Source organism: Vallitalea okinawensis (assembly GCF_002964605.1).
GTDB lineage: Bacteria > Bacillota > Clostridia > Lachnospirales > PQDH01 > Vallitalea_A > Vallitalea_A okinawensis.
The window spans coordinates 72,070-97,835 of sequence record NZ_PQDH01000012.1 but is presented as its reverse complement, the minus strand read 5'-3'; the positions used below and the strand labels follow the sequence as shown (position 1 = coordinate 97,835).

Annotated in this window: 25 protein-coding genes, 6 tRNA genes and 1 other annotated feature; of the genes, 6 read left to right on the top strand and 25 right to left on the bottom strand. The window is 34.8% G+C overall.

The window, feature by feature from the left end; all coding sequences use genetic code 11:
* Positions 1-622: 622 nt before the first annotated feature.
* From pyrB to C1Y58_RS22830, 3 genes are all read left to right on the top strand, one after another.
* Complete coding sequence (gene pyrB / locus C1Y58_RS22840; RefSeq protein ID WP_105619167.1) at positions 623-1,567, top strand: aspartate carbamoyltransferase; 945 nt, start codon at positions 623-625, stop codon at positions 1,565-1,567.
* Entirely contained in the window at positions 1,551-1,982 is a 432-nt protein-coding gene (locus C1Y58_RS22835) for an aspartate carbamoyltransferase regulatory subunit (protein WP_105619165.1), read from the top strand. The genes pyrB and C1Y58_RS22835 overlap by 17 nt, the downstream gene beginning before the upstream one ends.
* Positions 1,983-2,388: 406 nt before the next feature.
* Complete coding sequence (locus C1Y58_RS22830; protein WP_105619163.1) at positions 2,389-3,195, top strand: rhomboid family intramembrane serine protease; 807 nt, start codon at positions 2,389-2,391, stop codon at positions 3,193-3,195.
* Between the two features lie 122 nt (positions 3,196-3,317).
* Here the strand turns inward: C1Y58_RS22830 and rplT are convergent, their stop codons facing one another.
* The 11 genes from rplT to C1Y58_RS22775 all read right to left on the bottom strand — a co-directional run bounded on the left by rplT (position 3,318) and on the right by C1Y58_RS22775 (position 12,465).
* On the bottom strand, positions 3,318-3,674 hold the full coding sequence (gene rplT, locus C1Y58_RS22825) for a 50S ribosomal protein L20 (RefSeq protein ID WP_105619161.1): 357 nt from the start codon (positions 3,672-3,674) through the stop codon (positions 3,318-3,320).
* 134 nt (positions 3,675-3,808) lie between these two features.
* The gene (rpmI, locus tag C1Y58_RS22820) at positions 3,809-4,006 is read right to left on the bottom strand and encodes a 50S ribosomal protein L35 (RefSeq protein ID WP_105619160.1); all 198 of its coding nucleotides are present in this window, start codon (positions 4,004-4,006) and stop codon (positions 3,809-3,811) included.
* Positions 4,007-4,037: 31 nt separating this feature from the next.
* The gene (infC, locus tag C1Y58_RS22815) at positions 4,038-4,532 is read right to left on the bottom strand and encodes a translation initiation factor IF-3 (RefSeq protein WP_105619158.1); all 495 of its coding nucleotides are present in this window, start codon (positions 4,530-4,532) and stop codon (positions 4,038-4,040) included.
* A gap of 346 nt (positions 4,533-4,878) precedes the next feature.
* The gene (locus tag C1Y58_RS22810) at positions 4,879-6,072 is read right to left on the bottom strand and encodes a PTS transporter subunit EIIC (RefSeq protein WP_157950248.1); all 1,194 of its coding nucleotides are present in this window, start codon (positions 6,070-6,072) and stop codon (positions 4,879-4,881) included.
* A gap of 85 nt (positions 6,073-6,157) precedes the next feature.
* On the bottom strand, positions 6,158-6,421 hold the full coding sequence (locus tag C1Y58_RS22805) for an HPr family phosphocarrier protein (protein ID WP_105619154.1): 264 nt from the start codon (positions 6,419-6,421) through the stop codon (positions 6,158-6,160).
* 7 nt (positions 6,422-6,428) lie between these two features.
* Positions 6,429-6,908: a PTS sugar transporter subunit IIA gene (locus C1Y58_RS22800; protein WP_105619152.1), complete on the bottom strand. Its 480-nt coding sequence runs from the start codon at positions 6,906-6,908 to the stop codon at positions 6,429-6,431.
* A 139-nt stretch (positions 6,909-7,047) separates the two neighbouring features.
* On the bottom strand, positions 7,048-8,421 hold the full coding sequence (nagE, locus tag C1Y58_RS22795; RefSeq protein WP_105619150.1) for an N-acetylglucosamine-specific PTS transporter subunit IIBC: 1,374 nt from the start codon (positions 8,419-8,421) through the stop codon (positions 7,048-7,050).
* Between the two features lie 142 nt (positions 8,422-8,563).
* On the bottom strand, positions 8,564-9,406 hold the full coding sequence (locus C1Y58_RS22790; protein WP_105619148.1) for a PRD domain-containing protein: 843 nt from the start codon (positions 9,404-9,406) through the stop codon (positions 8,564-8,566).
* A gap of 24 nt (positions 9,407-9,430) precedes the next feature.
* A complete protein-coding gene (ptsP, locus tag C1Y58_RS22785) occupies positions 9,431-11,128 on the bottom strand; it encodes a phosphoenolpyruvate--protein phosphotransferase (RefSeq protein WP_105619146.1) in 1,698 nt (565 codons plus the stop codon).
* Positions 11,129-11,137: 9 nt separating this feature from the next.
* Positions 11,138-11,401, bottom strand: coding sequence for an HPr family phosphocarrier protein (locus C1Y58_RS22780; RefSeq protein ID WP_105619144.1), 264 nt, complete (start codon positions 11,399-11,401; stop codon positions 11,138-11,140).
* A gap of 191 nt (positions 11,402-11,592) precedes the next feature.
* On the bottom strand, positions 11,593-12,465 hold the full coding sequence (locus C1Y58_RS22775; protein WP_105619142.1) for an AraC family transcriptional regulator: 873 nt from the start codon (positions 12,463-12,465) through the stop codon (positions 11,593-11,595).
* 253 nt (positions 12,466-12,718) lie between these two features.
* Between C1Y58_RS22775 and C1Y58_RS22770 the strand changes: the two genes are divergently transcribed.
* The gene (locus C1Y58_RS22770) at positions 12,719-15,340 is read left to right on the top strand and encodes a GH116 family glycosyl-hydrolase (RefSeq protein WP_105619140.1); all 2,622 of its coding nucleotides are present in this window, start codon (positions 12,719-12,721) and stop codon (positions 15,338-15,340) included.
* A gap of 103 nt (positions 15,341-15,443) precedes the next feature.
* Here C1Y58_RS22770 and thrS (C1Y58_RS22765) read toward each other — a convergent pair whose 3' ends face one another.
* The 6 genes from thrS (C1Y58_RS22765) to C1Y58_RS22740 all read right to left on the bottom strand — a co-directional run bounded on the left by thrS (C1Y58_RS22765) (position 15,444) and on the right by C1Y58_RS22740 (position 22,416).
* Positions 15,444-17,366 carry a threonine--tRNA ligase gene (gene thrS, locus C1Y58_RS22765; protein ID WP_105619138.1) on the bottom strand — a complete coding sequence of 641 codons (1,923 nt, stop codon included), beginning with the start codon at positions 17,364-17,366 and terminating at the stop codon, positions 15,444-15,446.
* 90 nt (positions 17,367-17,456) lie between these two features.
* Complete coding sequence (thrS, locus tag C1Y58_RS22760) at positions 17,457-19,415, bottom strand: threonine--tRNA ligase (protein ID WP_105619136.1); 1,959 nt, start codon at positions 19,413-19,415, stop codon at positions 17,457-17,459.
* Between the two features lie 30 nt (positions 19,416-19,445).
* Positions 19,446-19,715, bottom strand: coding sequence for a hypothetical protein (locus C1Y58_RS22755; protein ID WP_105619134.1), 270 nt, complete (start codon positions 19,713-19,715; stop codon positions 19,446-19,448).
* A 63-nt stretch (positions 19,716-19,778) separates the two neighbouring features.
* Positions 19,779-20,031: a binding site (T-box leader), on the bottom strand.
* 299 nt (positions 20,032-20,330) lie between these two features.
* Entirely contained in the window at positions 20,331-21,206 is an 876-nt protein-coding gene (hslO, locus tag C1Y58_RS22750) for an Hsp33 family molecular chaperone HslO (RefSeq protein ID WP_105619132.1), read from the bottom strand.
* On the bottom strand, positions 21,206-21,958 hold the full coding sequence (locus C1Y58_RS22745; protein ID WP_105619131.1) for a class I SAM-dependent DNA methyltransferase: 753 nt from the start codon (positions 21,956-21,958) through the stop codon (positions 21,206-21,208). The genes hslO and C1Y58_RS22745 overlap by 1 nt, the downstream gene beginning before the upstream one ends.
* Before the next feature lie 227 nt (positions 21,959-22,185).
* A complete protein-coding gene (locus tag C1Y58_RS22740) occupies positions 22,186-22,416 on the bottom strand; it encodes an alpha/beta-type small acid-soluble spore protein (protein WP_170311671.1) in 231 nt (76 codons plus the stop codon).
* Between the two features lie 140 nt (positions 22,417-22,556).
* On the opposite strand from C1Y58_RS22740, the gene C1Y58_RS22735 reads away from it, so the two are divergent.
* A complete protein-coding gene (locus tag C1Y58_RS22735; protein ID WP_105619129.1) occupies positions 22,557-22,949 on the top strand; it encodes a hypothetical protein in 393 nt (130 codons plus the stop codon).
* 236 nt (positions 22,950-23,185) lie between these two features.
* Positions 23,186-23,644 (top strand): CYTH domain-containing protein, encoded by a 459-nt coding sequence (locus C1Y58_RS22730; RefSeq protein ID WP_105619127.1) that lies wholly within the window; start codon positions 23,186-23,188, stop codon positions 23,642-23,644.
* 65 nt (positions 23,645-23,709) lie between these two features.
* On the opposite strand, the gene C1Y58_RS22725 is transcribed toward C1Y58_RS22730, so the two are convergent.
* The 8 genes from C1Y58_RS22725 to C1Y58_RS22690 form a co-directional block, all read right to left on the bottom strand.
* Positions 23,710-23,780, bottom strand: a tRNA-Gly gene (locus tag C1Y58_RS22725).
* Positions 23,781-23,785: 5 nt separating this feature from the next.
* Positions 23,786-23,869: transfer RNA gene (locus tag C1Y58_RS22720), tRNA-Leu, on the bottom strand.
* 66 nt (positions 23,870-23,935) lie between these two features.
* Positions 23,936-24,007 (bottom strand) — tRNA-Gln (locus C1Y58_RS22715).
* 80 nt (positions 24,008-24,087) lie between these two features.
* Positions 24,088-24,164 (bottom strand) — tRNA-Arg (locus C1Y58_RS22710).
* Positions 24,165-24,171: 7 nt separating this feature from the next.
* Positions 24,172-24,242 (bottom strand) — tRNA-Gly (locus C1Y58_RS22705).
* A 12-nt stretch (positions 24,243-24,254) separates the two neighbouring features.
* Positions 24,255-24,329 (bottom strand) — tRNA-Pro (locus C1Y58_RS22700).
* A 74-nt stretch (positions 24,330-24,403) separates the two neighbouring features.
* The gene (locus C1Y58_RS22695; RefSeq protein ID WP_105619125.1) at positions 24,404-24,898 is read right to left on the bottom strand and encodes a metallophosphoesterase family protein; all 495 of its coding nucleotides are present in this window, start codon (positions 24,896-24,898) and stop codon (positions 24,404-24,406) included.
* On the bottom strand, positions 24,879-25,484 hold the full coding sequence (locus tag C1Y58_RS22690) for an XTP/dITP diphosphatase (RefSeq protein WP_105619123.1): 606 nt from the start codon (positions 25,482-25,484) through the stop codon (positions 24,879-24,881). The genes C1Y58_RS22695 and C1Y58_RS22690 overlap by 20 nt, the downstream gene beginning before the upstream one ends.
* Between the last annotated feature and the right edge of the window lie 282 nt (positions 25,485-25,766).

Here is a 25,766-nt window from a genome sequence, read left to right as displayed (position 1 = left end):
TGTTTATATCCGTGTTAGAATTAAATTCTAACGAAATCAAAGTTTATTTCTTGGGTATGTGTTACACTGTTCAGTTTTCAAAGTCCCTCGCTTTGCTGTTTTTCATAACAGCGAAGTTTATTTTATCAAATCATTTGCATTTTGTCAAGTACTTTTTTCATCTCTGAAATCTTTCCACTGAATTTCAAAATGATGATGATGTACCTTGTCGTTTCTTGTTGTCTTTGGCGACAACGAAAACTATTATAGCATTCCCCCGTATGGGTGTCAACACTTTTTAGAAGTTTTTTTCTCGAATAATTTTCCCTTTATATAGAAGCTTTATTCATGGAAGTTATTTCTTCTATATAATTAAGAAACCTTACCTATAATATTTCACTCTATTAGATTGATAGGTGAATTATTTTCAAAATACTTCTATTATATTGACAGCGCATTCGTTTTATGGTATTTTGAGCAAAGAGTAACCTTTAAGTTAGTCCTGTGAGGCTAAGAAGGTATGGGATATAGGACATAAGTCTGTATTCTATTTTTGATGTCATTTAACCTTCTTACTTCATAGTGAGAAGGTTTTCTTTGTACCTTTAATCTAGTCCTGTGAGGCTAAAAAGGAGGAGTTAAGATGATACTCAAAGGAAGACATCTAATTGATCAAAATGATTTATCCCTCGAAGAACTGGACCAAGTATTAGCATTAGCTGAGAAAATGGTCGATGATAGGGATGCATACAGCAAAGTATGCGACGGTAAAATTTTAGGAACATTATTCTATGAACCAAGTACAAGAACACGACTAAGTTTTGAATCTGCCATGTTAAGAATGGGCGGATCTGTACTAGGCTTTTCTGATGCTAGTGCTAGTTCTGTAGCCAAAGGCGAAAGTATTGCTGACACAATACGTGTTGCTGGCGTTTATGCCGACGCAGTCGTTATGCGCCATCCAAAGGAAGGTGCACCAAAGTTAGCATCTCAGTTCTCTCCCGTACCAGTTATTAATGGTGGAGACGGGGGGCACCAACATCCAACTCAGACACTTACTGATCTCCTTACAATAAGAAGACTTAAAGGCAGACTAGATAATTTAAAAGTTGCTTTTTGTGGAGATTTAAAATTTGGTAGGACTGTTCACTCTTTGGTTAGTACTTTAGCAAAGCTACCCAACATTCAGTTTGTATTCATATCTCCAGATGAACTAAAATTCCCAAAACATATGAAAGAACATCTAATAGAAACCTACGATATAGAAGTTATTGAGACTCAAGATCTCGAAAGTGTTATCGATGATTTGGATATTCTCTATATGACAAGGATTCAGAAAGAAAGATTTTTTAATGAAGCTGACTATGTAAGACTAAAAGATAGCTATATCCTAGAAAGAAGTAAGCTTAAAACTGCAAAACAAGACATGTTAATCATGCACCCATTACCAAGGGTAAACGAGATTAGCTACGATGTTGATGATGACAATCGAGCTGTTTATTTTCAACAAGCTGAATTTGGTGTCTATGTTAGAATGGCTTTAATAGCATTATTATTGGGGGTGGATACTGATGTTAAAGGTGAATAGTATTAATCGTGGTATCGTCATTGATCATATACCAGTTGGTAAAGGTATTAAAATATTTGATAAGCTTAAGCTTAATGAAGCAGACTTCCCGGTTGTTCTCTTAATGAATGTTTCAAGTAATATTAGCCAAAAAAAGGACATTATTAAAATTGAAAATGTTATGGATATTGATTTAACATTATTGGGGTTAATTGATTCCAACATTACTGTTAATATTATTGATGATAATAAGATTATTGAAAAGAAGAAAGTAGAGATACCAGGGGATGTCACTGGCATGTTTAAGTGCAAGAATTCAAGATGTATAAGTAATTTTGATGACTATGTCACTCCTAAATTTAAACTGGTTCACAAAAACAGCAAGTTATTATATAGCTGTGAGTATTGTGATGAGCTAACAACATACGTTTTATAGACAATGAACATCATTATATAGAATATTAAGAAACTGCCCTTTTGGTAGTTTCTTTTTTTATGTAATAGGAAAGTTGGTGCTTTCTTATTATAATTTTACGTGGCGGCGGCCACTCTTATCCATAAGTCTGTACTTTGGAAATTAGTTACCATATATACTACTAAGTAGTTTTCAATATTAACTATTTAACTCTTACATTGTTAGGTTATAATATCAATAAGCCATTAATAATACCTCATGCGTTTAATATCAAAAAATTTGAGCGCTTTTTGAACTATAATTATTTGCAATGTATAATAATTGTTCACAGTTATTTAATTGTTACTTAATTAGAAATATAGTATAATGTTTTTAATCAACAGCACAGTTTAGTACTGTAATACACATACACATAAGGAGGTTAACTGTGAATTTTTTAGATAAACTTGAACGAAAATATGGTAGACGGTTTGGCATAAAGAACTTAATGCTTTATGTAGTCTTAATCAATTTTGCCTTTTATTTTTTTGATGCAATGAATTTACCAGTATATAGTATGATGACCCTTGTACCAGGTCGAGTTTTAAGTGGTGAGATTTGGCGCTTAGTTACATTTATATTTATTCCACCAAATACATCTATGCTATTTATCGCCTTTGTTCTTTATCTTTATTATATGATTGGATCAACTTTAGAAAATGTATGGGGCGTTTTTAAATTCAACTTATTTTACTTAATAGGTATATTGGGAACAATTTTAGGCGCTTTTTTAGTTTATGGTATAACAGGAGTAAACGTTGCAGCAACTGCATACTATATCAACTTATCACTATTTTTAGCTTTTGCAGCATTGTTTCCTAATTATGAATTACGACTATTCTTTATTTTACCTGTAAAGATGAAATGGTTGGCTTATCTTGATTTAGCCTTCCTACTTTTTAATTTTATAACAGGTGGTCTTGGTACGAAAATATTTATTGTGGTATCCTTACTTAATATTCTTCTCTTCTTTAGTAACAATATATTTACTAAGGCAAAGCAAAAGAAACGTAAGAAAAAATACCAGGCAGCATTTGAATCTAAGGTTATTGATAATGTTAGCTTCCATAAATGCACTATTTGTGGAGTAACTGAAAAAGATAACCCTAATATGCAATTTAGATACTGCTCAAAATGTAATGGCACCTATGAATATTGTATGGATCATCTTCAGGATCATGAACATATTCAATAATAAACTAAGCAAATAATGAAGTAGCGCAGGAAAAGTCAAATTCCTGCGCTTAATTATTTACCTTACTCTTTTTAAAAATCAAAAAATCCCCTTAGACTATCTAAAGGGATTCATATTTATTATTAAGCTACTTTTGCTTTTGCAGTTTCAACTAAATTAGCGAAACCTTCTGGATCGTTAACAGCAATATCAGCTAATACTTTTCTATTTAAATCGATACCAGCTAATTTTAAACCATGCATAAATTTGCTATAAGATAAACCATTGATTCTAGTTGCTGCATTGATACGAGCAATCCATAATCTTCTAAATTCTCTCTTCTTTAACTTTCTACCAACATATGCATACTTTAAAGATTTCATTACCGCTGGTTTAGCAGTTCTAAATTGTGTTGATTTTGCACCTCTATAACCTTTAGCCATTTTTAATACTCTCTTATGTCTTTTACGAGTATTCATAGCTCCTTTAACTCTTGCCATGTTATTTACCTCCTGTTCTCAATTGTTCCTACCGATATGCACTTAAGCATCTATATTATCGAAATGTGAAAATAAAATTTTCACTCTGTGGTTGAACTTTGTCCTTGCAAGCCAACAAAGTCATACCAAAAAAATTATGAATATGGTAATAATCTCTTGATTTGCTTTTCGTTTGTTTTATCTGTTACTGTGCTATGTCTTAAGTTTCTTTTTCTTTTCGCAGATTTTTTAGTTAAAATGTGGCTTTTGTATGCTTTGTTTCTTTTTAATTTGCCACTACCTGTTTTTTTAAATCTTTTAGCAGCTCCGCTATGTGTTTTAATTTTAGGCATAATGAATCCTCCTTTTAACTTTATTGTAATCTTAGTTTTTTGGCGCTAAGAACATAACCATAAATCTACCTTCCATCTTTGGAGGTTTTTCAACGTCCCCTACCTCTTTTAAGCCTTCAGCAAAATTTAATAGGATCTTTCTACCTACCTCAGTGTGAGCTAATTCTCGACCTCTAAAGCGTACGCTTACTTTAACTCTATCACCTTTTGATAAGAACTTATTAGCATTTTTCATCTTTGTATTGATATCGTGCTCTTCTATATTAGGTGATAAGCGCACTTCTTTAATACTAACTATTTTTTGGTTCTTCCTAGCTTCTTTTTGCTTTTTAGATTGTTCGAATTTAAATTTACCATAATTGATAATTTTACAAACTGGTGGTCTAGCTTGAGGTGACACCTTCACCAAATCAAGATTCTTTTCTTTGGCGATTTTTTGCGCATCCCTTGAAGACATAATGCCAAGCTGTTCTCCATTTTCATCAATCAATCTAACTTCTCTGTCGCGAATTTGCTCATTTACCATTAAATCGTTTATAGTAGTACACCTCCAAAAAATTTATATTATAGATTATTTATTTCCACTACATGAAATGTGACTAGCATTACTTTTCATGTATGTGCAGTTAATATGGTTCCTTTTCCTACACAAAAAAGTGGATAACTAAACGTCTATCCACTCTCGTACACAGTAAATCATCCCTCTATAACGAGGTTTCATTTCTTACCGTATTTACCCTAGTCATCTTTATGCTAAGGTGAGAAGTGGATACTTCTTCTTCATGTTCTTGTGTATTTTATCATTTACTTCATAACTTGTCAAGATAAAATTCTATTTTTTATACATACACCAAAATTCTTTTATAAGCGTATCATAATCCTTCGTCTTCGTCTACTGTTATTTTATGTATGATGTGTTCCTCAGAGTCTTTTGGTTCCTCTTCTAAAACATTGTCTCGTTGTAAGTTATTTTTTATTGTTTTAAAATTCATTGAGAGCAAGGCTACTTTCTTCCTCATACTATTAACACCATCTTTGATTAACACTGGATTTAAAATTGTCACAAAAAGAGTGAGATAGAGTAGAAAAAACAGAATACCTAGTAGGATAATTATATCGCCATTGACTGCACTCCCATATTGAACAATATAGTCCCATAACCCAGCTGAAAATCGATAACCTTCTCTACAGTCTAATAAAGAACATAGTAAAAATGAGACTCCTGATAATAAACTATGTAAGATGTAGAGCACAGGTGCTAAAGCTAATATAAAAAGTTCAATCCCTTCTGTCACTCCTGTTAAAATAGCAGAAATAAATAAAAGGATTACACTTATTACCGTCGCAGGATTCTTTTTTTCACCTAAGTTAAATAAAACTGCTGTCATAATACCTAAAGATCCAAAAATGATAATAGGATACTCACCAGTCATATATAGACCAGCTCCAGAATCACCTTGAAGATAGAGGTAATAATCACCTAAAATGTTCCCACTACTACTGTATTGATATAAAATCACTTCTCTTAGTTCAGTATTTAACCCCAAAGGCTTTAATAAGACTTCACTAATCCCATATAAAAAGCTACTAACATGTTGTGGTAGACTTGCTAACCACTGAGCAAAGGCGTTTATGTTACTTTCCAAAGCAAACTGGAAAATACCTAAAAGAATGCCACATATACTCCCTAACACAAAGTAGAAAATGTAACTCCAATGCTCTTTGTCATACTTAAAGTATTTTTTCTTAATCAATCTGTCAGTATAACAACTGAGTCCAGCTATAAATCCAGCTAACATACTAACACTGTAACCGAAATAGTTTAAAACATATTGTATAGCTAAGTAAAAAAAGATCACTTGCATAACACATCTATAACTTTTATCCTCGTCCAAATTAATAGCAACTAGGCACCCCAATAGCAAGGGTATATGTACGATGACACTATCCCCTAATGCTCTCAACAAGCTACTATCTAGAATATCTTCATAACCTAATCTTAGCAAAACCGAAGCTAATGCAATCGTTAAACATACTGCTGAAAATTGATTTCTTACATCATTCATGGCCGCCCCCATGTCTTTGTCTTACTACATTATATGAGTACGTCCTATTTTTATGAGAAAAAGTCGCAAAGAAGAGGATTGGACTCTACCAATCCTCTTCCTGCGGAACCTCAATTATATGTACCAGCTTCTTCATAGCCTCTTCTTCATCTATTCCACTGGTTTCTATTTGAATGGTGTCTCCTATAACTAATTCTAGGGTCATAATACTTAAAATACTCTTTGCATTTGCTTCATGATCTCCTAATAGAATTTTAATGTCGGATTTAAACTTCATAGCCTGATTAACAAGATGAGTTGATGGTCGTGCATGAAAATCATATGTTAATACAACTTCCTGTCTAAGCATACTATCCCTACTTTAATCGTATATTTAATATCACTTCATCGTCAATGGTCTCATCCAATCGGCAAGGTTTTAATTCCTTCACTATTTCCATGTTGGTTATCACCACTGGCGTAATAATTTCTTTTCCTTTTTCTTTTATTAATTTCAGGTCCATTTTGGCTAATGGATCACCTTTTTTGATCTCTTGACCTTCTTTGATTAATGATTGAAATCCTTCGCCCTTTAGCTCAACCGTATCGATTCCAAGATGTATAAGTACTTCAAGACCTTCTTTTGATTCAATACCAATAGCATGATTGGTTGGAAACACTTGAACCACCTTTCCAGAACATGGTGCTTTTATCAAACCATCATGAGGTATGAAGGCTACACCATCTCCCACCATCCTAGAAGCAAAGACTTGATCAGGAACCTGGTCTAATTCAATCACCTTACCTTTAGCAGGCATATAAAGAGCAACTTCTTTCTTTTTAAATAAATTAAACATAATATTCCTCCTAGGACAATTCTAGTACATTTAAAGTCAGATAAGGGCAAAAACCCTTATCTTTATATTGATTAACCTTTAAACAGCTTCGTTAAGTGTCATACATTGTTTGTATGGCATTCAATTTGTTTCTTATACTTTAAACTATTTTCTTCATTTCATCAACTATAAGTTCTGCCTTCGTACCTACTACAACCTGCATATTCCTCTTGGTTGGACGAATAACACCGGATGCTCCTAACTTTCTAAGTTCAGCATCACTTACGATACTAGCATCTTTTAATGTTAAACGTAATCTGGTGATGCAAGCGTCCATTTCACTAATATTAGAAGGTCCACCTAAAGCCATCACATATTCAGCCGCTAATCCACTGAGACCTTTCTCTGCCATTATTGCTTCTCCTTCTCCTGTTCCCACTTCGTCAAGACGCCCAGGAGTAGGTAAATCCATTTTGATAATGACGATTTTAAATAAGTAATAATAAACTACTGCGAAAGCTGCACCTAATGGGAGTATTAATATTGCGTTTGTGGATAAACCAAAGCTTAATACGTAATCAATTGCCCCAGCTGAAAAACCAAATCCATGATGGATATCAAGTAAACTCGAAATCGCAAGTGCTAAACCTGTCATCAACGCATGTACAATATATAACACTGGTGCTAAGAACATGAACATGAATTCAATAGGTTCTGTAATCCCTGTTAAAAATGCTGTGAAAGCTACTGAAAATAATGCACCCCCTACAGCTTTTCTGTTTTCTGGTTTAGCTGCTCTATACATTGCAAAAGCTGCCGCTGGAAGAGCAAACATCATGATTGGGTAGAATCCTGTCATAAACATTCCCGCAGATGGATCTCCAGCAAAGAAACGACCTAAATCACCTGTTGCACCATTAAATTCACCAAATACAAACCATACAATATTATTAATAACATGATGTAATCCTGTAGGAATTAATAAACGGTTAAATGTACCAAATGCAAAGGCACCAAGTGGTCCCGCTTCAATCATCCAATTTCCGGCTGTGTCAATCAGCCCTTGAATAGGTGGCCAAATAAAGCCAAATGCTAGTGCTAGTAACATACTAAAGAAGGAAGACATAATGGGTACTAAACGCTTTCCTCCAAAGAAACCTAACCAATCTGGTAACTTAGTGCTGTGGAATTTGTTATAACTGACACCTGCCACGATACCTGAGATAATACCTGCTAAAACCCCCATATTTATGTCTGGATTTAATGCTTCAAGACCAAAAGTAAGTACGAAATAACTTACCGCTCCAGCTAATCCTGATGCTCCTTGATTATCTTTTGCTAAACCAACTGCTATACCTATTGCAAAGATGATGGCTAAATTAGCGAAGATTGCATCTCCAACTTTAAAGATAAAAGGAATGTTCAGTACATCAGGTGCCCCTAACCTTAAAAACAATGCTGCTACTGGTAATACCGCAATAGGAAGCATAAAAGCTTTACCTACTTTTTGTACCTTTCCAAATAAATTACTCATAAAATCTCCTCCTCTTTATTCTTCATTTGAGTTTTTATAATTATAAAAAGGCATTAGCTCATAGTTCTAAAGACTAAATAAATCATTTAATCTCTCAAACTAAAAGCTAATGCCTGCTTAAACAGTAACACGCTTATACCTGTTAAGTTCTTAGTCGTTCAATATGAAGAGCTAAAAAGCCAACTTCATCCTTGGATACAGTTATTTCTTTCTCTTCCTCAATCAGTTTTGCCACTTTTTCTGCAATACGATATGCTTCATTAAGTTTAACCTTTATGTCATCCAATAAAGGATTTATGATTTCCTTTTTCTTCTCAGATCGGGTTATGGTCTGTTTCAGATGAGTGACTAACCTTGTATACATCATCAGATTTTTATCCAAATCATAACCTACTTCCATTTGAATCAGCTCTAATATGGCCTTGAGTAAGCGTGTGTCCTTTATTGTATACTTAATATCCTTACTTTGCCGACCTGAATGTAAATGCATAGCAATAAAGCCAACCTCATCATCAGGTATCATAATATTAAGACGTTTGTACAGTAGCGCTTTACCTTTCAAAGCAATAGCAAATTCATTCTTATACATGGCCTTAATTTCATATAAAAATGGATTATTGATAACTAAGCCTTGTTTCAACCTTTCAATTGCAAATCCAATATGGTCTGTTAATGCTATATGAATGTGGTCATCTAACTGGCCTAACTCTTTTCCTGCCAGTAATATAAATTCTTCAACAACGCCAATAACCTTTCTGTCCATAGCATTCACAAGTCTAAGGTATTCTTCTTTAAACTTTTCTTCAAAATTACAGTAAGTTTTTTCAACTTTATCTTCATTAATGGTTGTCACCTTAGTGGCTTTTTTACCAAATCCAACACCCTTACCGATGAGAATCATTTCTTGATGATCTCTTAACCGCTTAGCAAGAACAACATTATTATTGAGTACTTTAATGATTTGATAACTGTTTTCTTGTTTCACAGTAATTTCGCCCCCCTAATGACGTTACGTTTTATTCATAAGAAACTCTACCATCTCATCCATGGTTCTATTCTCTAAAACTTGCTGGATTAAAGAAGTATCTTGCTTTAACAGACTGACATTCTTTCTAATACGAAGAACATCTTTTGGCGTCACACTTAGTTCATCTATTCCTAAACTTATCCATAAAGGAAGTAATAATTCATCAGCTGCTACTTCTCCACAGATTCCTACATCTATACCTTCTCGATGTGCGTTATCTACAACTATCTGAATGCTCTTTAAAATTGCAGGATTATAGGGCGAATACAAGTTGCTGACTTTTACATTCATACGGTCTACTGCACATGTATATTGGATCAAATCGTTGCTGCCAATACTAAAGAAATCTACTTCTTTGGCCAGATGATCGGAGTTTAAAACTGCTGCTGGTGTTTCAATCATTATACCAACTGCTATCTCTTGGTTATAACTCTTTTCTTCTTGATCCAACTCATGCTTCGCTCTTTCCAATAAAGCTTTAGCTGCGATAATCTCTTCATAAGCTGTGATCATAGGAAACATAACTTTGATTCCAGTTCCTTTGGCTGCTCTCAAAATGGCTTTCAATTGGGTTACTAAAATTTTCTCTTCCTTGAGACAATAGCGTATTGCTCTGTTCCCTAGGAAGGGGTTCAATTCTTCCCCAACTTGAATATAGTCAATACCTTTATCTCCACCTACATCTAAGGTCCGAATAATTACTTCTTTATCTTTTAGAAACTGACCGACCTTAGCATAGACCTGGTACTGTTCTTCTTCCGATGGTGGGTATTCCTTAGACATAAACAAGAACTCTGTTCTAAACAAGCCAACTCCTTCACCGTCTTGCTTTAAGACTTCCTGGGCATCTTCAAAGGATCCAATGTTGCAATAGAGCTTACATTTATAGCCATCAAGAGTCTCTGTTTGATGCCCTACAAAATGCTTTAAACTTTCTAGTTGGGCTTGATACTTATCTTCTAATTTTGTATATTCATTAATCTGTTCATCAGTAGCATTTACTATAAGTTTCCCATTTTCCCCGTCTATAATCATTTGCTGATTACTACTTACTAGAGATGTTACTTTTTCAACACCTGTTACAGCTGGTATACCCAATGTTCTAGCTAAGATGGCTGTATGAGAAGTTTTACCACCTGTTTCTGTAACAATCCCTATTATATTATCCTTATCCATTGATACAGTATCAGAAGGTGTTAGTTCATCTGTTACTAATATAACCTTCTTTTCTAGTTTTGACAAGTCACTTGTATGAACACCTAATAGATTATTTATGACACGTTTTGAAATATCTTGGATGTCCAATGCTCTTTCTTTAAAGTAATCACTATCCATGTTTTGAAATAGTACAATATATTCCTTGGCGGTTTCATCAACAGCCCACTCAACATTGTTCCCATCTTCTATTTTGCTAACAATACTATCTTTTAAGTCAGGATCTTCTAGCATTAGTATATGAGCTTCAAATATTGCTGCTTCCTCACCTAATTCCTGACTTGTATGACTATGAAGTTCCTTAACTTGTTGGGTACTGACTAATAGCGCTTTTTCAAGTTTTTCTTTCTCAACCTCTACAATAATATCTCTTTTCCTAGTAATGGTTATCTCATTGCGATTGTAAAGAAAAATAGGTCCCATACCATAACCTGCTGATGCATTTATACCACATAACTCTCTCATGCTAAACTCCTATTCAACAAAGTTATTATCTATTAATTGCTCTAGTGCTACAACAGCTTCTTTTTCATCATCACCAGAGATGTCAATAGAGATTTTATCACCTTTTAAAGCGCCTAGTGATAATACTTGAAGAAATTTTTTAGCATCAGCTTTTTTTTCGCCTTTAGTCACTTGGATCTCTGAATTATATTTTTTAGATGTATTTACGAAGAGGGTTGCCGGTCTTGCATGTAAACCTGCTTCACTATTTATAACAAATTGCTTTTTAATCATTCCATCACCTCATATTTAAGTTATTGGATTTTTTAGATGCAAAAAAGGCATAAACCAAAAATATGGTTTATGCCTGCATAATCAGTAACACACCAATAACCTAAAGTTATTATTTATAAAAACATTCTATCATATTGATATATACATGTCAATACCAAAGTCCTTTGCTTCTCTATTCATTACAAGCACTTTCACTTTATTCTACGAAATTGACTTGGCGATGTTCCCATATATTTTTTAAATACTTTTGCAAAATATTGACTACTCGAAAAGCCTAACTCATAGGCTATTTTTGTCACAGACATTGTTGTCTCTTTCAGCATCTTTGTTGCATGTTGTACCCGTAACCTCTGTATATACTCACTGGGAGTTTGACCTGTATTTTTTTTAAAGAGGCTATAGACATAAGTCTCTTTCTTACCAATTAATTGAGCTATATCTTCAATTCCTATGTCATAAGTAAATTGATTATTTATATAATCTTGAACTATTCTAAAATCATTGGAAACATTTTTCTTTCTTTTATCTTGAAAACTTAAACTGGTTTGCAAAATAAGCTGACATAAAAGACTTCTGATACTCGGGTTAATTAAACTTTTATCTTCTATCGTGTTATATGAGATGCAACTACTTCTAAATTCTGCTAAAAGGCTTGAAATTAGTGGCGTGATCTCTACTACGCCTTTGTCAAAGTTCCTAAATACCTGATCAATGTGTTTAAGCTCCTCTTCCTGAAAAGGTGTGTTAATAATAGCTTCTTTAGTCCATGGTTTGAAAACCAACCAAAACATTTCGCAAGGTAGCGTAATATCATCTATTCCTCTATGGAGGGTATCTGGCGATACTAAAGATACCTGACCACTCACCAGATGATGATCACAACTATTTTTTACCTCCCAAATAACACTCCCCTTAGTTACAAAAGTTAATTCGTAGCCATCATGCTTGTGCCACCCTAATTGATCACCTTCTATCAGTGAATTATGTCCTGCATTAAGTACCAGTGGAATATTGATATCCTTTATATGTAGGTGGTATTTGTTATTCTTTGACTTACCATTCATCTCATTGCAACCCTTTCAACACTAAAAATTTGAAATGTTATCTAGCTATATTATTATTGTATAGTAAGTACCCCTATAGTTCAATATTTAAAACATTTAGGTTCCTCATTTCGATTGTACTCATGTGTAATCTTCTTCGTGTAGTTTAGTAGACGCAAAATTTATTACCCAAAGTTAAAATGAAGATAAGCTACTCAGCTAAACAAAAGTGACTAAAGTTCGTTTCTGTACGAGTAGGAAAGGAGAATTGAATATGTCAAAATTTATCTATGCTAAGGAAAAAACCAATGAAATTTCATTTCCACTAGGCGGCATCGGTGCAGGCTCTATAGGATTAGCAGGAAATGGACGTTTGATTGATTGGGAGATCTTTAACCGCCCCAATAAAAGAAGTTTAAATGGGTTAAGTCATTTCGCCGTAAAAGCAGAGCACGATGGGAAAGTAATGGATGCACGTATACTTCACGGTGACTTAAATCCTCCATACATTGGAGAGGGTGAATCATTTGGTACAGGATTTGGATGGGGTCCTCGTCAGGAAAACCTTTGTGGTATGCCTCATTTTCGCCAGCATACTTTCTGTGGAGATTTCCCACTTGCTTCTATTGATTTTGGAGGAGAGCCTACTTGGCCAGGAAAAGTGCAACTCCATGCATGGAGTCCTTTTATCCCCAGCAATGATCTTGATTCTAGCATACCAGGAGCATTTTTTGAAGTTGAACTTGAGAATACGACAAACAAACTCATCGATTATACCGTTGTTGGTGCCATTTCAAATCCATTTGGTAATGAAAATGTACTAAATCAATTATCTAAGAAAGAGGATATACATCAACTAACTGTAAGTAATACAAAGTTAAAAGTGGATGACCCTCGTTTTGGTGATCTATCTATTAGCACAGATGCAGAAGATGTTAGTTACCAAGAATATTGGTATAGGGGTGGATGGTGTGATGATCTGGAAATATATTGGCAAGATTTGATACATTCAAGTCGCTTTAAAAACCGGAATTATACAGAGGGAAAAAAAATGGGTTATACAGAACGAGATACTGGCCATCTCGCGGTACATCTAAGCATTCAACCTGGCGAAAAGAAAAAAGTACGATTTGTAATAACATGGAATATTCCTAATAGCTATGTATACTGGAGAGGTGAAAGCTATGCGAAACAAATAGCTAAGGCAGGACTCAAAAACCTATGGAAAAACTGGTATGCTACTCAATGGGAGGATTCAACCTATAGTGGTAAGTATGCATTGAAGTATTGGGATCGTCTAAAAAGAGATACAGAAACATTCCAGAAAACCTTGTTTAACTCCTCTTTACCAGATGTAGCATTAGAGGCCATATCAGCCAATCTTTCTACCCTAAAGACAGCAACTTGTTTGAGATTGGAGGATGGAACCTTTTATGGATGGGAAGGTACCGGATCTAAAAGCGGAAGTTGCGAAGGTTCATGCACCCATGTATGGAATTATGCACAAGCACTACCATTTCTCTTCCCTTCCCTAGAACGCTCTATGAGAACAGCTAATTATAAATATTCCGTAGACGAAAATGGTGGTAGTCACTTCCGAATTCAACTCCCATTAGGGATGCAAGCTGAAATTGATGACTTCCGCCCTTGTGCAGATGGGCAATTCGGAGATATCATTAAGACCTATCGCGATTGGAAAATTTGTGGCGATACACAGTGGTTACGAGAAATATGGCCAACTATGAAAAAAACAATGGAATATACTTGGAGTAACGATAATCCTGATCAATGGGATCCTAATGAAACGGGTATATTATGGGGACGTCAGCACCATACACTAGACATGGAACTCTTCGGTCCTAATGCCTGGTTAACCGGATATTATCTTGCTGCTTTAAAGGCTGCATCAGAAATGGCGAATGTTTGTGGCGAACCTGATTTTAGTTTAAAATGCCTAGCCCTTTTTGAAAAAGGAAAAGCATGGGCAGACAAGAATCTATATAATGGAGAATATTATCATCAATTAATAGAATTAAGTGATAAAAATGTACTTGTACCATTTAATAATTCTATAAGCATCGAGGATGATGCTTCTAGTGTTTACTGGAGTGATGAACATAATGAGATACGTTATCAAGTAGGAGAAGGTTGTGAAATAGATATGGTTATCGCTCAATGGCATGCCAACCTTTATGGTTTAGGAGAAATCTATAATCCACAACAAGTACACAGTGCCCTATCAGCGACATACAAGCATAATTTCAAAGATTCTGTTCGTGATATTGTAAACCCATTCAGGGTATATGCTTTAAATGATGAAGCAGGGACGCAAATTTGTTCATGGCCTGATACAGTTAGACGACCTGCTATTCCTTTGCCTTACTCTCAAGAAGATCAGGGTGGCTATACATATGCATTTGCAATTCATATGATACAGGCTGGTTTAATTGAAGAAGGTCTTACAGTCATTAAAGCAGTTAGAAATCGTTATGATGGAGTAAAGCGTAATCCATGGAATGAAATTGAGTGTGGTAATAATTATGCAAGAGCGATGGCAAGCTATGCTCTTCTTCTCACATATAGTGGTTTCATGTATGATATGAATAAAAAAATGATTGGTTTTAAACCCATTCACTTTACAGGCAATAAATTTAATAGTTTTTGGTCTCTTGACTCTGGATGGGGTAATGTCTCAATTTCAAAAGAAGCAGTTGAACTTCAAGTACTCTATGGTAGCATTGAAATCAAAGAATTTAGACTTGAAAGGGAACAACCCATTACTTCAATTAAAATAGATGGTCATGAATTAGAATTCACGACTAGAGAAATTAACGACATTACTTGTATCGTACTGAATGAAAAAGTAAAGGCAAAAAAAGACTTCGTATTAAAATAATAAAAATATAAGCATTAAGAGATTCTATTACTTAACAGGTTAAAAGATTTAAATATATGTCCTACCATTATAATAGAATCTCTTTATGCTACTCTATTCGTTATTATTCTACTTCTACATTTCTTATTTTTCTAGAATTAATTTCTACAAGAATATCAGTGATAAAATCATCAATATACTTTTGCCCTTCATCACCTTGATAACGGCTTCTTATAGATACTTTACCTTCTTCTTCCTCTTTTTGGCCGACTATAAGCATATAAGGTACACGCTCAAGTCTAGCTTCACGTATTTTATAACCAATCTTTTCGGCTCTATTATCTAGCTCAACACATATACCTGCTTTACGAAATCTTTCAACGACGCTTCCAGCATATCCATGGAATTTTTCTGAAATAGGCAATACCTTTATTTGAACCGGAGCTAACCAAGTAGGAAATGCACCTGCAAAATGCTCTATTAAAATTCCTATAAATCTTTCGATACTACCAAATACAACTCTGTGGATCATAATAGGTCGATGCTTTTCTCCATCTGCCCCTATATACTCTAACTCAAATCGCTCAGGTAATTGAAAATCTAATTGGATTGTACCACATTGCCAAGTTCTACCTAAACAATCCTCGAGATGAAAATCAATTTTAGGACCATAGAAAGCCCCATCCCCTTCATTAATCACATAAGGTTTTCCTTTTTCTTCAAGAGCAGTCTGCAAAGCTGTAATAGCTCTTTCCCAATCTTCATCACTTCCAAGGCTGTTATCTGGTCTTGTCGATAATTCAACATGGTATTTAAATCCGAATTGACTGTATACTTCATCAATTAATTCATAAACTTTTTTGATTTCATCTTTGATCTGATCTGGTAACATGAAAATATGAGCATCATCTTGAGTAAAATTACGTACCCTCATGAGACCGTGTAAAGCTCCAGAAAGTTCATGGCGGTGAACTAACCCCAATTCTCCCATACGTATTGGAAACTCTTTATAAGAATGCATTTTTGATTTATAAACCAGCATACCTCCAGGGCAGTTCATGGGTTTAATAGCAAATTCCATGTCATCTACCTCTGAAGTGTACATGTTCTCTCGATAGTGATCCCAATGCCCAGACTTAATCCATAGATCTTTATTGAGCATGATAGGTGAAGCTACTTCTAAATATCCTGCATCCTCATGAACCTGACGCCAATACTCGATGAGTTTATTCTTTAAAACCATTCCTTTAGGTAAGAAAAACGGAAAACCTGGACCTTCTTCCATCATAGCAAAAAGCTCTAATTCTTTGCCTAACTTACGATGATCACGTTTTTTTGCTTCTTCTATTCGTTCAACATACTCAACTAATTCTCCCGCTTTTTGAAATGCTGTACCATAGATACGGGATAGCATTTTATTTTGCTCATTACCTTTCCAATAAGCACCAGCTACAGATAGTAATTTGATAGCCTTTACTGATTTTGTGGACATAAGATGAGGACCTGCGCATAAATCAACAAACTCACCTTGGCGATAAAAGGAGATTTCTTCTCCCTCTGGCAACTCATCAATTAGCTGTACCTTATAATCTTCCCCCATCTCTTTCATGAGAGTTATAGCTTCATCTCGAGGTAAGGCAAATCGCTCTATAGCTAGATTTTCTTTTGATATTTTTTTCATTTCTTTCTCAATCAGTCCTAATTCTTCTTGGTCAAAAGGGCGTTCACGATCAAAGTCATAGTAAAACCCACTATCTATTGCTGGACCAATCGCTAATTTTGTTTCAGGAAATAACCTTTTCACAGCTTGTGCTAACATATGCGCAGCTGTATGGCGAAAAGCTTTAGCTCCTCCCTCATCTTTAAAAGTAAGTATGTTAACCTTAGCGTCTCTGTTAATGACATGGCGTAGATCTACTACTTCATCATCAACTTCGCCTGCACAAGCCATACGTGCTAGTCCTGCACTTATATCCTTGGCTATATCAAAAACTTTCATTTCTTCTGAATATTCTAATACGGATAGGTCTTTTAATTCTATTTTCATCCTATTATCCTCCTATACATTTGATATAAATTCATAACAAAAGGACTGACTCCATCGTTGCGAGTCAGTCCTTAGATTCATTTGGATTATTTATTGTTGTTCAACTTCAACTTCTCTTATTTGTCTTGTATTAATTTCCACTAAAATTTCACCTAAGAATTCTTCCAGTGTTTTTTGACCTTCATCACCTTTATAACGGCTTCTAATAGATACTTTACCTTCTTCTTCTTCTTTTTGACCTACTATTAGCATGTAAGGTACACGTTCAAGTCTAGCTTCTCTGATCTTATAACCGATTTTTTCTGCTCTGTCATCTAAGTCAACACGAACACCAGCTGAACGTAATTTTTCTACAACGGTACCAGCATATTCATGATACTTCTCAGAGATTGGTAACACTTTTACTTGACTTGGTGCAATCCAAGTAGGGAATGCGCCAGCATATTTTTCAATAAGCATCGCTAATGTTCTTTCGTAACATCCAATTGAACTTCTATGAATAATGAATGGACGTTTTTTCTCATTATCTTTATCCACATAAGTCATATCAAAACGCTCAGCTAATGAGAAGTCAATTTGGATCGTAATAATTGTATCCTCTTTACCATGAACATTCTTAAACTGGATATCTAATTTAGGACCATAAAAAGCTGCTTCACCTTCAGCTTCAGTATAATCTAATCCAATATCATCTAAGATTTCTTTCATCGCAACTTGAGTTGATTCCCAAGCTTCTGGATTGTCAATGTACTTATCTGTCTTGTTTGGATCCCACTTGGAGAAACGATACCAAACGTCACCATCAATACCTAATGTGGTCATCACGTAATTGATTAAGTCAACACAGCCCTTGAACTCATCAGCTAATTGCTCAGGTGTACATACAATGTGTCCGTCTGCTAAAGTAAACTGACGTACACGAATTAAACCATGCATTTCACCAGAAGACTCATTTCTACATAAGGTAGCTGTTTCAGCATAACGTGCTGGTAAGTCTCTATAGGATTTTTGACTATTTTTATAGATCATAAACTGGAATGGACAGGTCATTGGACGTAAAGCTAAAATTTCTTCTTCTTTCTCTTCATCCCCCATAACAAACATACCATCACGATAATGATCCCAGTGACCAGATATCTTATATAAATCATTCTTTGCCATAGATGGCGTTTTGGTTAATAAATAACCTCTTCTTTCTTCTTCATCCTCAATCCACCTTTGAAGAGTTTGAATAACTTTAGCACCTTTTGGCATAATTAATGGTAGCCCTTGACCAACTGCTTCATTGGTAGTAAATAACTCCAATTCTCTACCTAACTTATTGTGGTCTCGTTTTTTAGCCTCTTCTAATCTTTCAATATACTCATTTAAATCAGCTTTTTTTGTAAAGGCTGTACCATAGATTCTTGATAACATTTTTCTACTTTCGTCACCTCTCCAATAAGCACCTGCAACTTGAAGAAGTTTGAAAGCTTTAACAGCTTTGGTACTCATAAGATGTGGTCCAGCACAAAGGTCAGTGAAATCTCCTTGCTTATAGAAGGAAATCACTTCGTCCTCCCCTAACTCTTCAATTAATTCTACTTTAAAGTCTTCACCCATATCTTTCATAAGGGTCAGTGCTTTATCACGAGGTAATTCAAATCTTTCAATCGGTGGATTCTCTTTAACGATTTTTTTCATTTCTTTCTCAATTGCTTTTATTTCTTCTTGATCAAAAGGCTGATCACGATCAAAGTCATAATAGAATCCATTATCGATTGCTGGTCCAATAGCCAACTTAGTTTCTGGGAATAATCTCTTAACAGCTTGAGCTAAAATATGAGCTGCTGTATGTCTAAAAGCTTTTTTCCCAGCTTCATCATTAAAGGTTAAAATATTTAATTCCACATCTTCAGTAACCATGGTTCTCAAATCAACCACTTCACCATTAATTTCTGCTGCACAAGCGACTCTGGCTAATCCCTCACTGATATCTTTTGCAATATCTAATACAGATTTACTCTCTGAATATTCTTTTACTGATCCGTCTTTTAATGTGATCTTCATATCGAAACTCCTTTTGTGTTATATTAATTTTTATTTTAATTTTATATGACAACTAGGACATTCTTTTTTACTGTATCTTCCAAGATGTATATCGCATTTTGGACAACGATGTTTATATCCCATATAACTCGAAATAACGATTGTGATAATTGCTGCAACTACGACTATAGGTGTCAACGTCCACCCCTGCCAAAACACTACAAGAACAAACGCTATTAATGCAACTGTATTAATCAAGGTACGCATTCTCAAGAATTTTTTATAGATATCTTGAACTCTCTCTTGATTCTCTTTAGCCATATTCCCATCTCCCAACATTCGTTCAAATAAAAAAATAAAAAACTCCCGCCCCAATCCATAACGGAAAGGGACGAGAGTATTATATCCCGCGGTTCCACCCTTGTTGTCATAGCACACTTTCTGCCACAACCACTTTAGTCGAAAGAATTCCTATAATAAACTATTACAAGATTCTTAGTGATGATAACGGTATCACCGGACTTTATTAGAGTCACTCAGAGGTGGTCTTCAAAGGCTTCCGTTTAGAAATGCTTCCAGCTATTGCATTTCCTCTCTGTAAACTTTCACATTTTACTATCCTCATCAACGTATTTACCATATATGAATCAATTATAGCACTCCCATGGCAAATGTCAAGTACCCAGTTTTTTCAACTCCATATTTTGATCTCAATCGCTTTTAGTCTGACTATAATTAATGATTACATACTCATAAGATTTCTTTTTTCTTTTTACTAGTTAAATCATTTCTATCATTATGTCCAATTCATACCGAAAGCGAGTAAGGTGTTCTATGGAGCAGTGAGCCACGGATGGCGAGCCTGGCTGTCTAAGACATGGACGTCTTCCCAGCCAGCGAATAGAAGGCCTTACTCGCTTGACCCTAAAGCTATAATTAAATGTTTTTAACTAATTCTTCGAGTTCCTCTACTTTAAACTCATAATTCTTATTGCAAAAATGACAATTCATCTCTATTGGTTCATTATCATCAATCATACTTTGCAAATCTTCTCTCCCAACACTGATTAAAGCTTTCTCGACACGATCTTTTGAACAATTACAGTAGAACTTGGCAGGTACTTTTTCATTAATTTGTAAACCTTTTTCACCTAATAATTCTTCTAAAATAGCTTCAGGAGTGTAGCCTTCTTCAAAGAGAGTTGTCACAGCCTTCACTTCTTTAATCTTTTCCTCTAAGAATGCAATGATTTCCTCTTCAGCTCCAGGCATTAATTGAATAATGAAACCTCCAGATTGTTTAATAGGGGTATCCTTATCAACAAGTACACCTAAAGATACCACTGAAGGAATTTGCTCTGAGTGATAAAAATAATGAGTTAAATCCTCTGCAATTTCAGATGTAACAAGATGCGTCTGACCTACATAAGGTTCTTTCAGCCCAATATCTTTAATAATATTCATTAAACCAATTCCAACTGCTGAGGCTACATCTAATTTACCCTCTTTATTAGGTGGTAAATCCACATGAGGGTTAAAGACATATCCCTTTACATTGGCGTCTTTATCTGCTGTTACCGTTATACCTGCTAATGGTCCATTCCCTCTAACTGTAATGGTCAAGAGATCTTTATCCCCTTTTAACATAATCCCCATCATAGCAGCTGCAGTCATGGTACGACCTAAAGCGGCAGATGCAACAGGTGAGGTATCATGAGCTTCTCTAGCAAATTCAAGCATCTCTTTTGTTGTCGCAGCAAATGCTCTTATTTGTCCATTAGCTGCAGTAGCTCTTATAATATAGTCCTTCATTAGTTCTCCTCCTTATCTTTCTCTCTTGCTATAAAATAAAGTCGTTCACTGTTTTCCTTTGGTTCATCAAATGTAAAAGCATCATATACCGCCATTAATTGTAATCCAGCATCTTTTAATAACTGGCAAACTCTTTCCTTTGTATAGGCTCTCTGATAATGAGTCTCTTCATATTTACGATAGAGTCCATTTCTTTCTTTATCAAAGATAGTTAAATGATACTCATTCATATGTTCTACTTCATCATAATAATTGTCCCATATATAAGCACACTCATCTTGAACATCTGTATATGTTTCTTGACCTAACATCTCATATTTATAAGCTGTATTCATATCAAAAATAAATAAACCCTTTGGATCTAAGTAGTTATTAGCCAAACTAAATACTTGTAATAAATCTTCTTCATCATGTAGATAGTTTAAACCATCACAAATACAAACTATACTTGAAACGGTTCCATATAATTCGAATTCACGCATATCTTGTTCCAAGAATAAAATACTTAAATCTTTTTTTTCAGTCTTTTCACGAGCTACATTTAGCATTTCATTAGATATGTCAATACCAATCATATCATAATTTTTCTCTGCAAGTCGGTAAGTAACCTCACCTGTACCACAGGCAAGATCTAAAACAAGTTGAGGTTCTAAACTGTAATGGGACCATAAAGCTTGTATATACTCTACCCATTGATCATAGGGTACGTTTTCCATAAATTTATCATAGACGTAAGCAAAACTATCGTACATTTAAATCATCCCTACTTTATTGATTCAACTATTTATACCCTTAGTTGAATTATGTATAGTTTAATTAGAAGTGAGATACAGGAAGGTTAATTCCTACGCCCACATTTAAAGAGAGATACTTAAAGTATCTCTCTTATAATAGATATTATATTATTTATTATTTCCTTTGTCTACTATATATTTTGCATGAAGATTTGTATTTAACTACAACTTCTATGCACTATATATTATTGACCTGACATTTTTTGCTCTTGTGATTGAATCATTCTTTTAACCATTTCGCCGCCGATAGAACCAGCTTCACGAGAAGTTAATTCGCCATTGTAACCTTGCTTTAAGTTTACACCTAATTCATTAGCTACCTCATATTTGTATTGGTTTAAAGCTTCTCTTGCAGCACTACTTTTGTATGCTGGACTATTACTATCAGTATGATTAGTCATATTAGTGTTTGCCATCTTGTTTCACCTCCATGTTCCTATTATTTGATTTTTCTCTTCTTTTATTCATGTTTTTATTTATACCAACTATTACAAATGAATTTAATCATTTTTTTTGATATAATTAACTTGATTCAAACATCGGAGGTTATGACAATATGACATATTTACAACATTATGAGGAAATGATAGAACCTCAGCTTCAACAGATAGATGTCTTTATCAAGGCTCAAGATCCAATTACAGTTAATTCCTTAGCACAACTTTTATCTATTTCTGAATTAGAAATACATAGTATTGTATCTGAAGAAAACATAACACAGTTAAATAAAATGACTTTCTTTATGATCATGAAAAAGGGTTCAAGCCCAATTTGCAAGTTGTTCAATAGAGAACTTGAGCGTAAAACTTTTAATAACTATAGTATTGAAGATGTAAGTTATATCTATGATATTCCTGTTAATAAAGTCCTAGAAGCATCCAATACGATCGAGACTGATATTTTTAACTCTTCAAATATCCGTACACTTTTCTCCTATATAAAATTGTAATGAATATTACTGAACAAGTCATAAGAAGTAGCGTAAGGTTAGTTTGCCTTATGACTACTTTTTTAGTTTGCAAAATATTTCTAATCTTTGCACCCCAAAGAATAACTCCACCCATTTAGTTAAAAAATAATATGGATACCAGCCTTGTGATCTATTTAAAATTCTGTTACTTAACTTGAATATTATTAAGCATTGGGATATTATACTACTAGAAGTTGTGAAAGGAGCAGTCACTGATGGAAATCGAAAGAAAATTTATAGTTGAAGAAATCCCCTTTGAGTTAGATCAATATACTTATTCCACTATTCAACAAGCGTATATCCACACTACGCCTACGATTCGCATAAGAAAAAGAAATAATCAATATATCTTAACCCTTAAATCTAAAGGTGGTCTATTACGTCATGAACTTGAGATGCCAATAAATATTGACGAGTACGAAAGTTTGATAGCCAAAAAGGAAGGTCGTCTGATTGAAAAAAAACGATATGAGATTCCTCTTGAACGTGGATTAATTGCTGAACTTGATCTTTTTGAAGGAGAACTAGCACCTTTGAAATATGTTGAGGTTGAATTTTCTTCAGTCGATGAGGCCAAAGCATTTAAAGCGCCTGATTGGTTTGGCGAAGAGGTGACTGAAGACTATCGCTATACGAATCAAGCATTGGCAACATTAGATCAATCAAATAAATAAGAATATAAGTAAAGAGAATGACCTAAGTCATTCTCTTATGATGTATGAGTATTTGAAGATATTGAAGCGGGTGATGGGAATCGAACCCACGTATCCAGCTTGGAAGGCTGGTGTTCTACCATTGAACTACACCCGCAGGTGTGGTGCGGATGAAGGGAGTCGAACCCCCACGCCAAAGGCGCTAGATCCTAAGTCTAGTGCGTCTGCCAGTTCCGCCACATCCGCATATAATTTATAATAGTATAATAAAAATAATTCCATGTTGTTGAATCAAAGAATTCAAACAACGAACTGGGTAGGCAGGATTCGAACCTGCGGATGCAGGAGTCAAAGTCCTGTGCCTTACCGCTTGGCGACTACCCATTAGATTTTTTTAGGTTATGAAACCTTGAGTTTTATGCTAGGTGATAACTTAGCTTTAAATAAAGTACCCTTGTGTAATATGGCGTGCCTGCAGGGATTCGAACCCCGGACACGTGGCTTAGAAGGCCACTGCTCTATCCTGCTGAGCTACAGGCACATAATAAAGCGGGTGATGGGAATCGAACCCACGTATCCAGCTTGGAAGGCTGGTGTTCTACCATTGAACTACACCCGCATAATATTAAAGTCGGGGTGACAGGATTCGAACCTGCGACCTCTTGAACCCAAATCAAGCGCTCTAGCCAAGCTGAGCCACACCCCGATTGATTATTTTTTTAAAGGACGAAGAACATTATATAAAAAATCCACTAAAAAGTCAATAGTTTTTAAAGATATTTATTTAAATATTTTATTATATTCAATTATTTGCCCTTCTATCTTGCCGTTCACTATTGTAATAATACCATAAGAAGGTCCTTCATACCCTCTGGGTTGGGTTAAACTACCTGGGTTCATTAAAAAAAGGTCATCTACCCAATCATTAACAGGTACATGGCTGTGCCCAAAAAGAACACCATCAACTCCTAGCTTTTTACCATGAAGAGCTATTCGTTGTGTAGAACCCTTAACCCCATAATGGTGACCATGGGTAATGAAGAATTTCTTATCATCTATATAGATACATTTCTCATTATCTTCATTACTGAACCAATCACAATTCCCTGCAACACACTCAAAATGCAAATCATGGAACTCATAAGACAAGTCCAATGCATCATTAATGTGATCACCTAAATGAATAACGTAATCAATTCGACTCTTAATTCTCTTTAAAATTTTTCTTACTTTAGATATGTCTTTATGCGTATCACTAATGACTAGTACTTTCATTCGCTAACAAAACTTCCTTCATTTTTCTCAAAGCCTTACCTCTGTGACTGATTTCATTCTTCAGGTCTCGTGACATCTTTGCTGATGTCATTTCATATTCAGGTACATAAAAGATTGGATCATAACCAAAACCATTTTCTCCATCAGGTTGATAGGCAATACGCCCTTCAAAATTTTCTCTAACCACCTTTGTATCACCATTAGGATAAGCTACTGCAATAGCACACACAAAACGAGCTATACGTTGTTCATCAGGTACCCCATCAAGCTTATCAATAATCATTTGATTTTTTATAGAATAGGATGTCTCTTTACCAGCAAATCTAGCTGAATATATGCCTGGAGCTTTATCTAAGTAATCCACTTCTAATCCTGAATCATCCGCCAGAACAATTTTCCCTGAAACTTTCATAATTTCAGTAGCTTTCTTCAAAGCATTCTCTTCAAAAGTGGAGCCATCCTCAACTACATCAATATCAATACCAGCATCCTCCATAGAGATCACTTCTAAGCCTGTCCCAACCAAAATTTCATTGATCTCCACAAGCTTCTTTTTATTTTTAGTTGCGAAAATAATTTTATCCATCTCTAAGCCAACTTTCTATATTCAAATCAATCTAACTCGTCACCTGTTTAGAAACTCTATTAAGCTTACCTCAATTTTACTCCACCCATAGTTCTTCGTCAAGAATTAAGATCACTAATTATCATAACTGATTTATTTAATCTCAGGATATACTATCATTTTATCCAATCAATACAGAAAGCATATAAGGAATTCTATGGAGTAGTGAGCCATGGATGGCGAACCCGGCTGTCTAAGACATGGACGTCTTTCCAGCCGGTGCAATAGATTTCCTTATATGCT

Excerpts from the sequence above, each read along its gene's own strand:
- C1Y58_RS22800 (WP_105619152.1), bottom strand. The coding sequence starts at position 6,908 with ATGTTTAATTTATTTAAAAAGAAAGAAGTTGCTCTTTATATGCCTGCT.
- ptsP (WP_105619146.1), bottom strand. The coding sequence starts at position 11,128 with ATGAGAGAGTTATGTGGTATAAATGCATCAGCAGGTTATGGTATGGGA.
- C1Y58_RS22805 (WP_105619154.1), bottom strand. The coding sequence starts at position 6,421 with ATGCTTAGACAGGAAGTTGTATTAACATATGATTTTCATGCACGACCA.
- thrS (WP_105619136.1), bottom strand. The coding sequence starts at position 19,415 with ATGAAGATCACATTAAAAGACGGATCAGTAAAAGAATATTCAGAGAGT.
- pyrB (WP_105619167.1), top strand. The coding sequence starts at position 623 with ATGATACTCAAAGGAAGACATCTAATTGATCAAAATGATTTATCCCTC.
- C1Y58_RS22835 (WP_105619165.1), top strand. The coding sequence starts at position 1,551 with ATGTTAAAGGTGAATAGTATTAATCGTGGTATCGTCATTGATCATATA.
- thrS (WP_105619138.1), bottom strand. The coding sequence starts at position 17,366 with ATGAAAATAGAATTAAAAGACCTATCCGTATTAGAATATTCAGAAGAA.
- C1Y58_RS22755 (WP_105619134.1), bottom strand. The coding sequence starts at position 19,715 with ATGGCTAAAGAGAATCAAGAGAGAGTTCAAGATATCTATAAAAAATTC.
- C1Y58_RS22730 (WP_105619127.1), top strand. The coding sequence starts at position 23,186 with ATGGAAATCGAAAGAAAATTTATAGTTGAAGAAATCCCCTTTGAGTTA.
- rpmI (WP_105619160.1), bottom strand. The coding sequence starts at position 4,006 with ATGCCTAAAATTAAAACACATAGCGGAGCTGCTAAAAGATTTAAAAAA.
- C1Y58_RS22740 (WP_170311671.1), bottom strand. The coding sequence starts at position 22,416 with ATGGCAAACACTAATATGACTAATCATACTGATAGTAATAGTCCAGCA.
- C1Y58_RS22690 (WP_105619123.1), bottom strand. The coding sequence starts at position 25,484 with ATGGATAAAATTATTTTCGCAACTAAAAATAAAAAGAAGCTTGTGGAG.
- C1Y58_RS22775 (WP_105619142.1), bottom strand. The coding sequence starts at position 12,465 with ATGAATGGTAAGTCAAAGAATAACAAATACCACCTACATATAAAGGAT.
- C1Y58_RS22735 (WP_105619129.1), top strand. The coding sequence starts at position 22,557 with ATGACATATTTACAACATTATGAGGAAATGATAGAACCTCAGCTTCAA.
- rplT (WP_105619161.1), bottom strand. The coding sequence starts at position 3,674 with ATGGCAAGAGTTAAAGGAGCTATGAATACTCGTAAAAGACATAAGAGA.
- C1Y58_RS22770 (WP_105619140.1), top strand. The coding sequence starts at position 12,719 with ATGTCAAAATTTATCTATGCTAAGGAAAAAACCAATGAAATTTCATTT.
- infC (WP_105619158.1), bottom strand. The coding sequence starts at position 4,532 with ATGGTAAATGAGCAAATTCGCGACAGAGAAGTTAGATTGATTGATGAA.
- hslO (WP_105619132.1), bottom strand. The coding sequence starts at position 21,206 with ATGAAGGACTATATTATAAGAGCTACTGCAGCTAATGGACAAATAAGA.
- C1Y58_RS22695 (WP_105619125.1), bottom strand. The coding sequence starts at position 24,898 with ATGAAAGTACTAGTCATTAGTGATACGCATAAAGACATATCTAAAGTA.
- C1Y58_RS22745 (WP_105619131.1), bottom strand. The coding sequence starts at position 21,958 with ATGTACGATAGTTTTGCTTACGTCTATGATAAATTTATGGAAAACGTA.
- C1Y58_RS22780 (WP_105619144.1), bottom strand. The coding sequence starts at position 11,401 with ATGATTAAAAAGCAATTTGTTATAAATAGTGAAGCAGGTTTACATGCA.
- nagE (WP_105619150.1), bottom strand. The coding sequence starts at position 8,421 with ATGAGTAATTTATTTGGAAAGGTACAAAAAGTAGGTAAAGCTTTTATG.
- C1Y58_RS22810 (WP_157950248.1), bottom strand. The coding sequence starts at position 6,072 with ATGAATGATGTAAGAAATCAATTTTCAGCAGTATGTTTAACGATTGCA.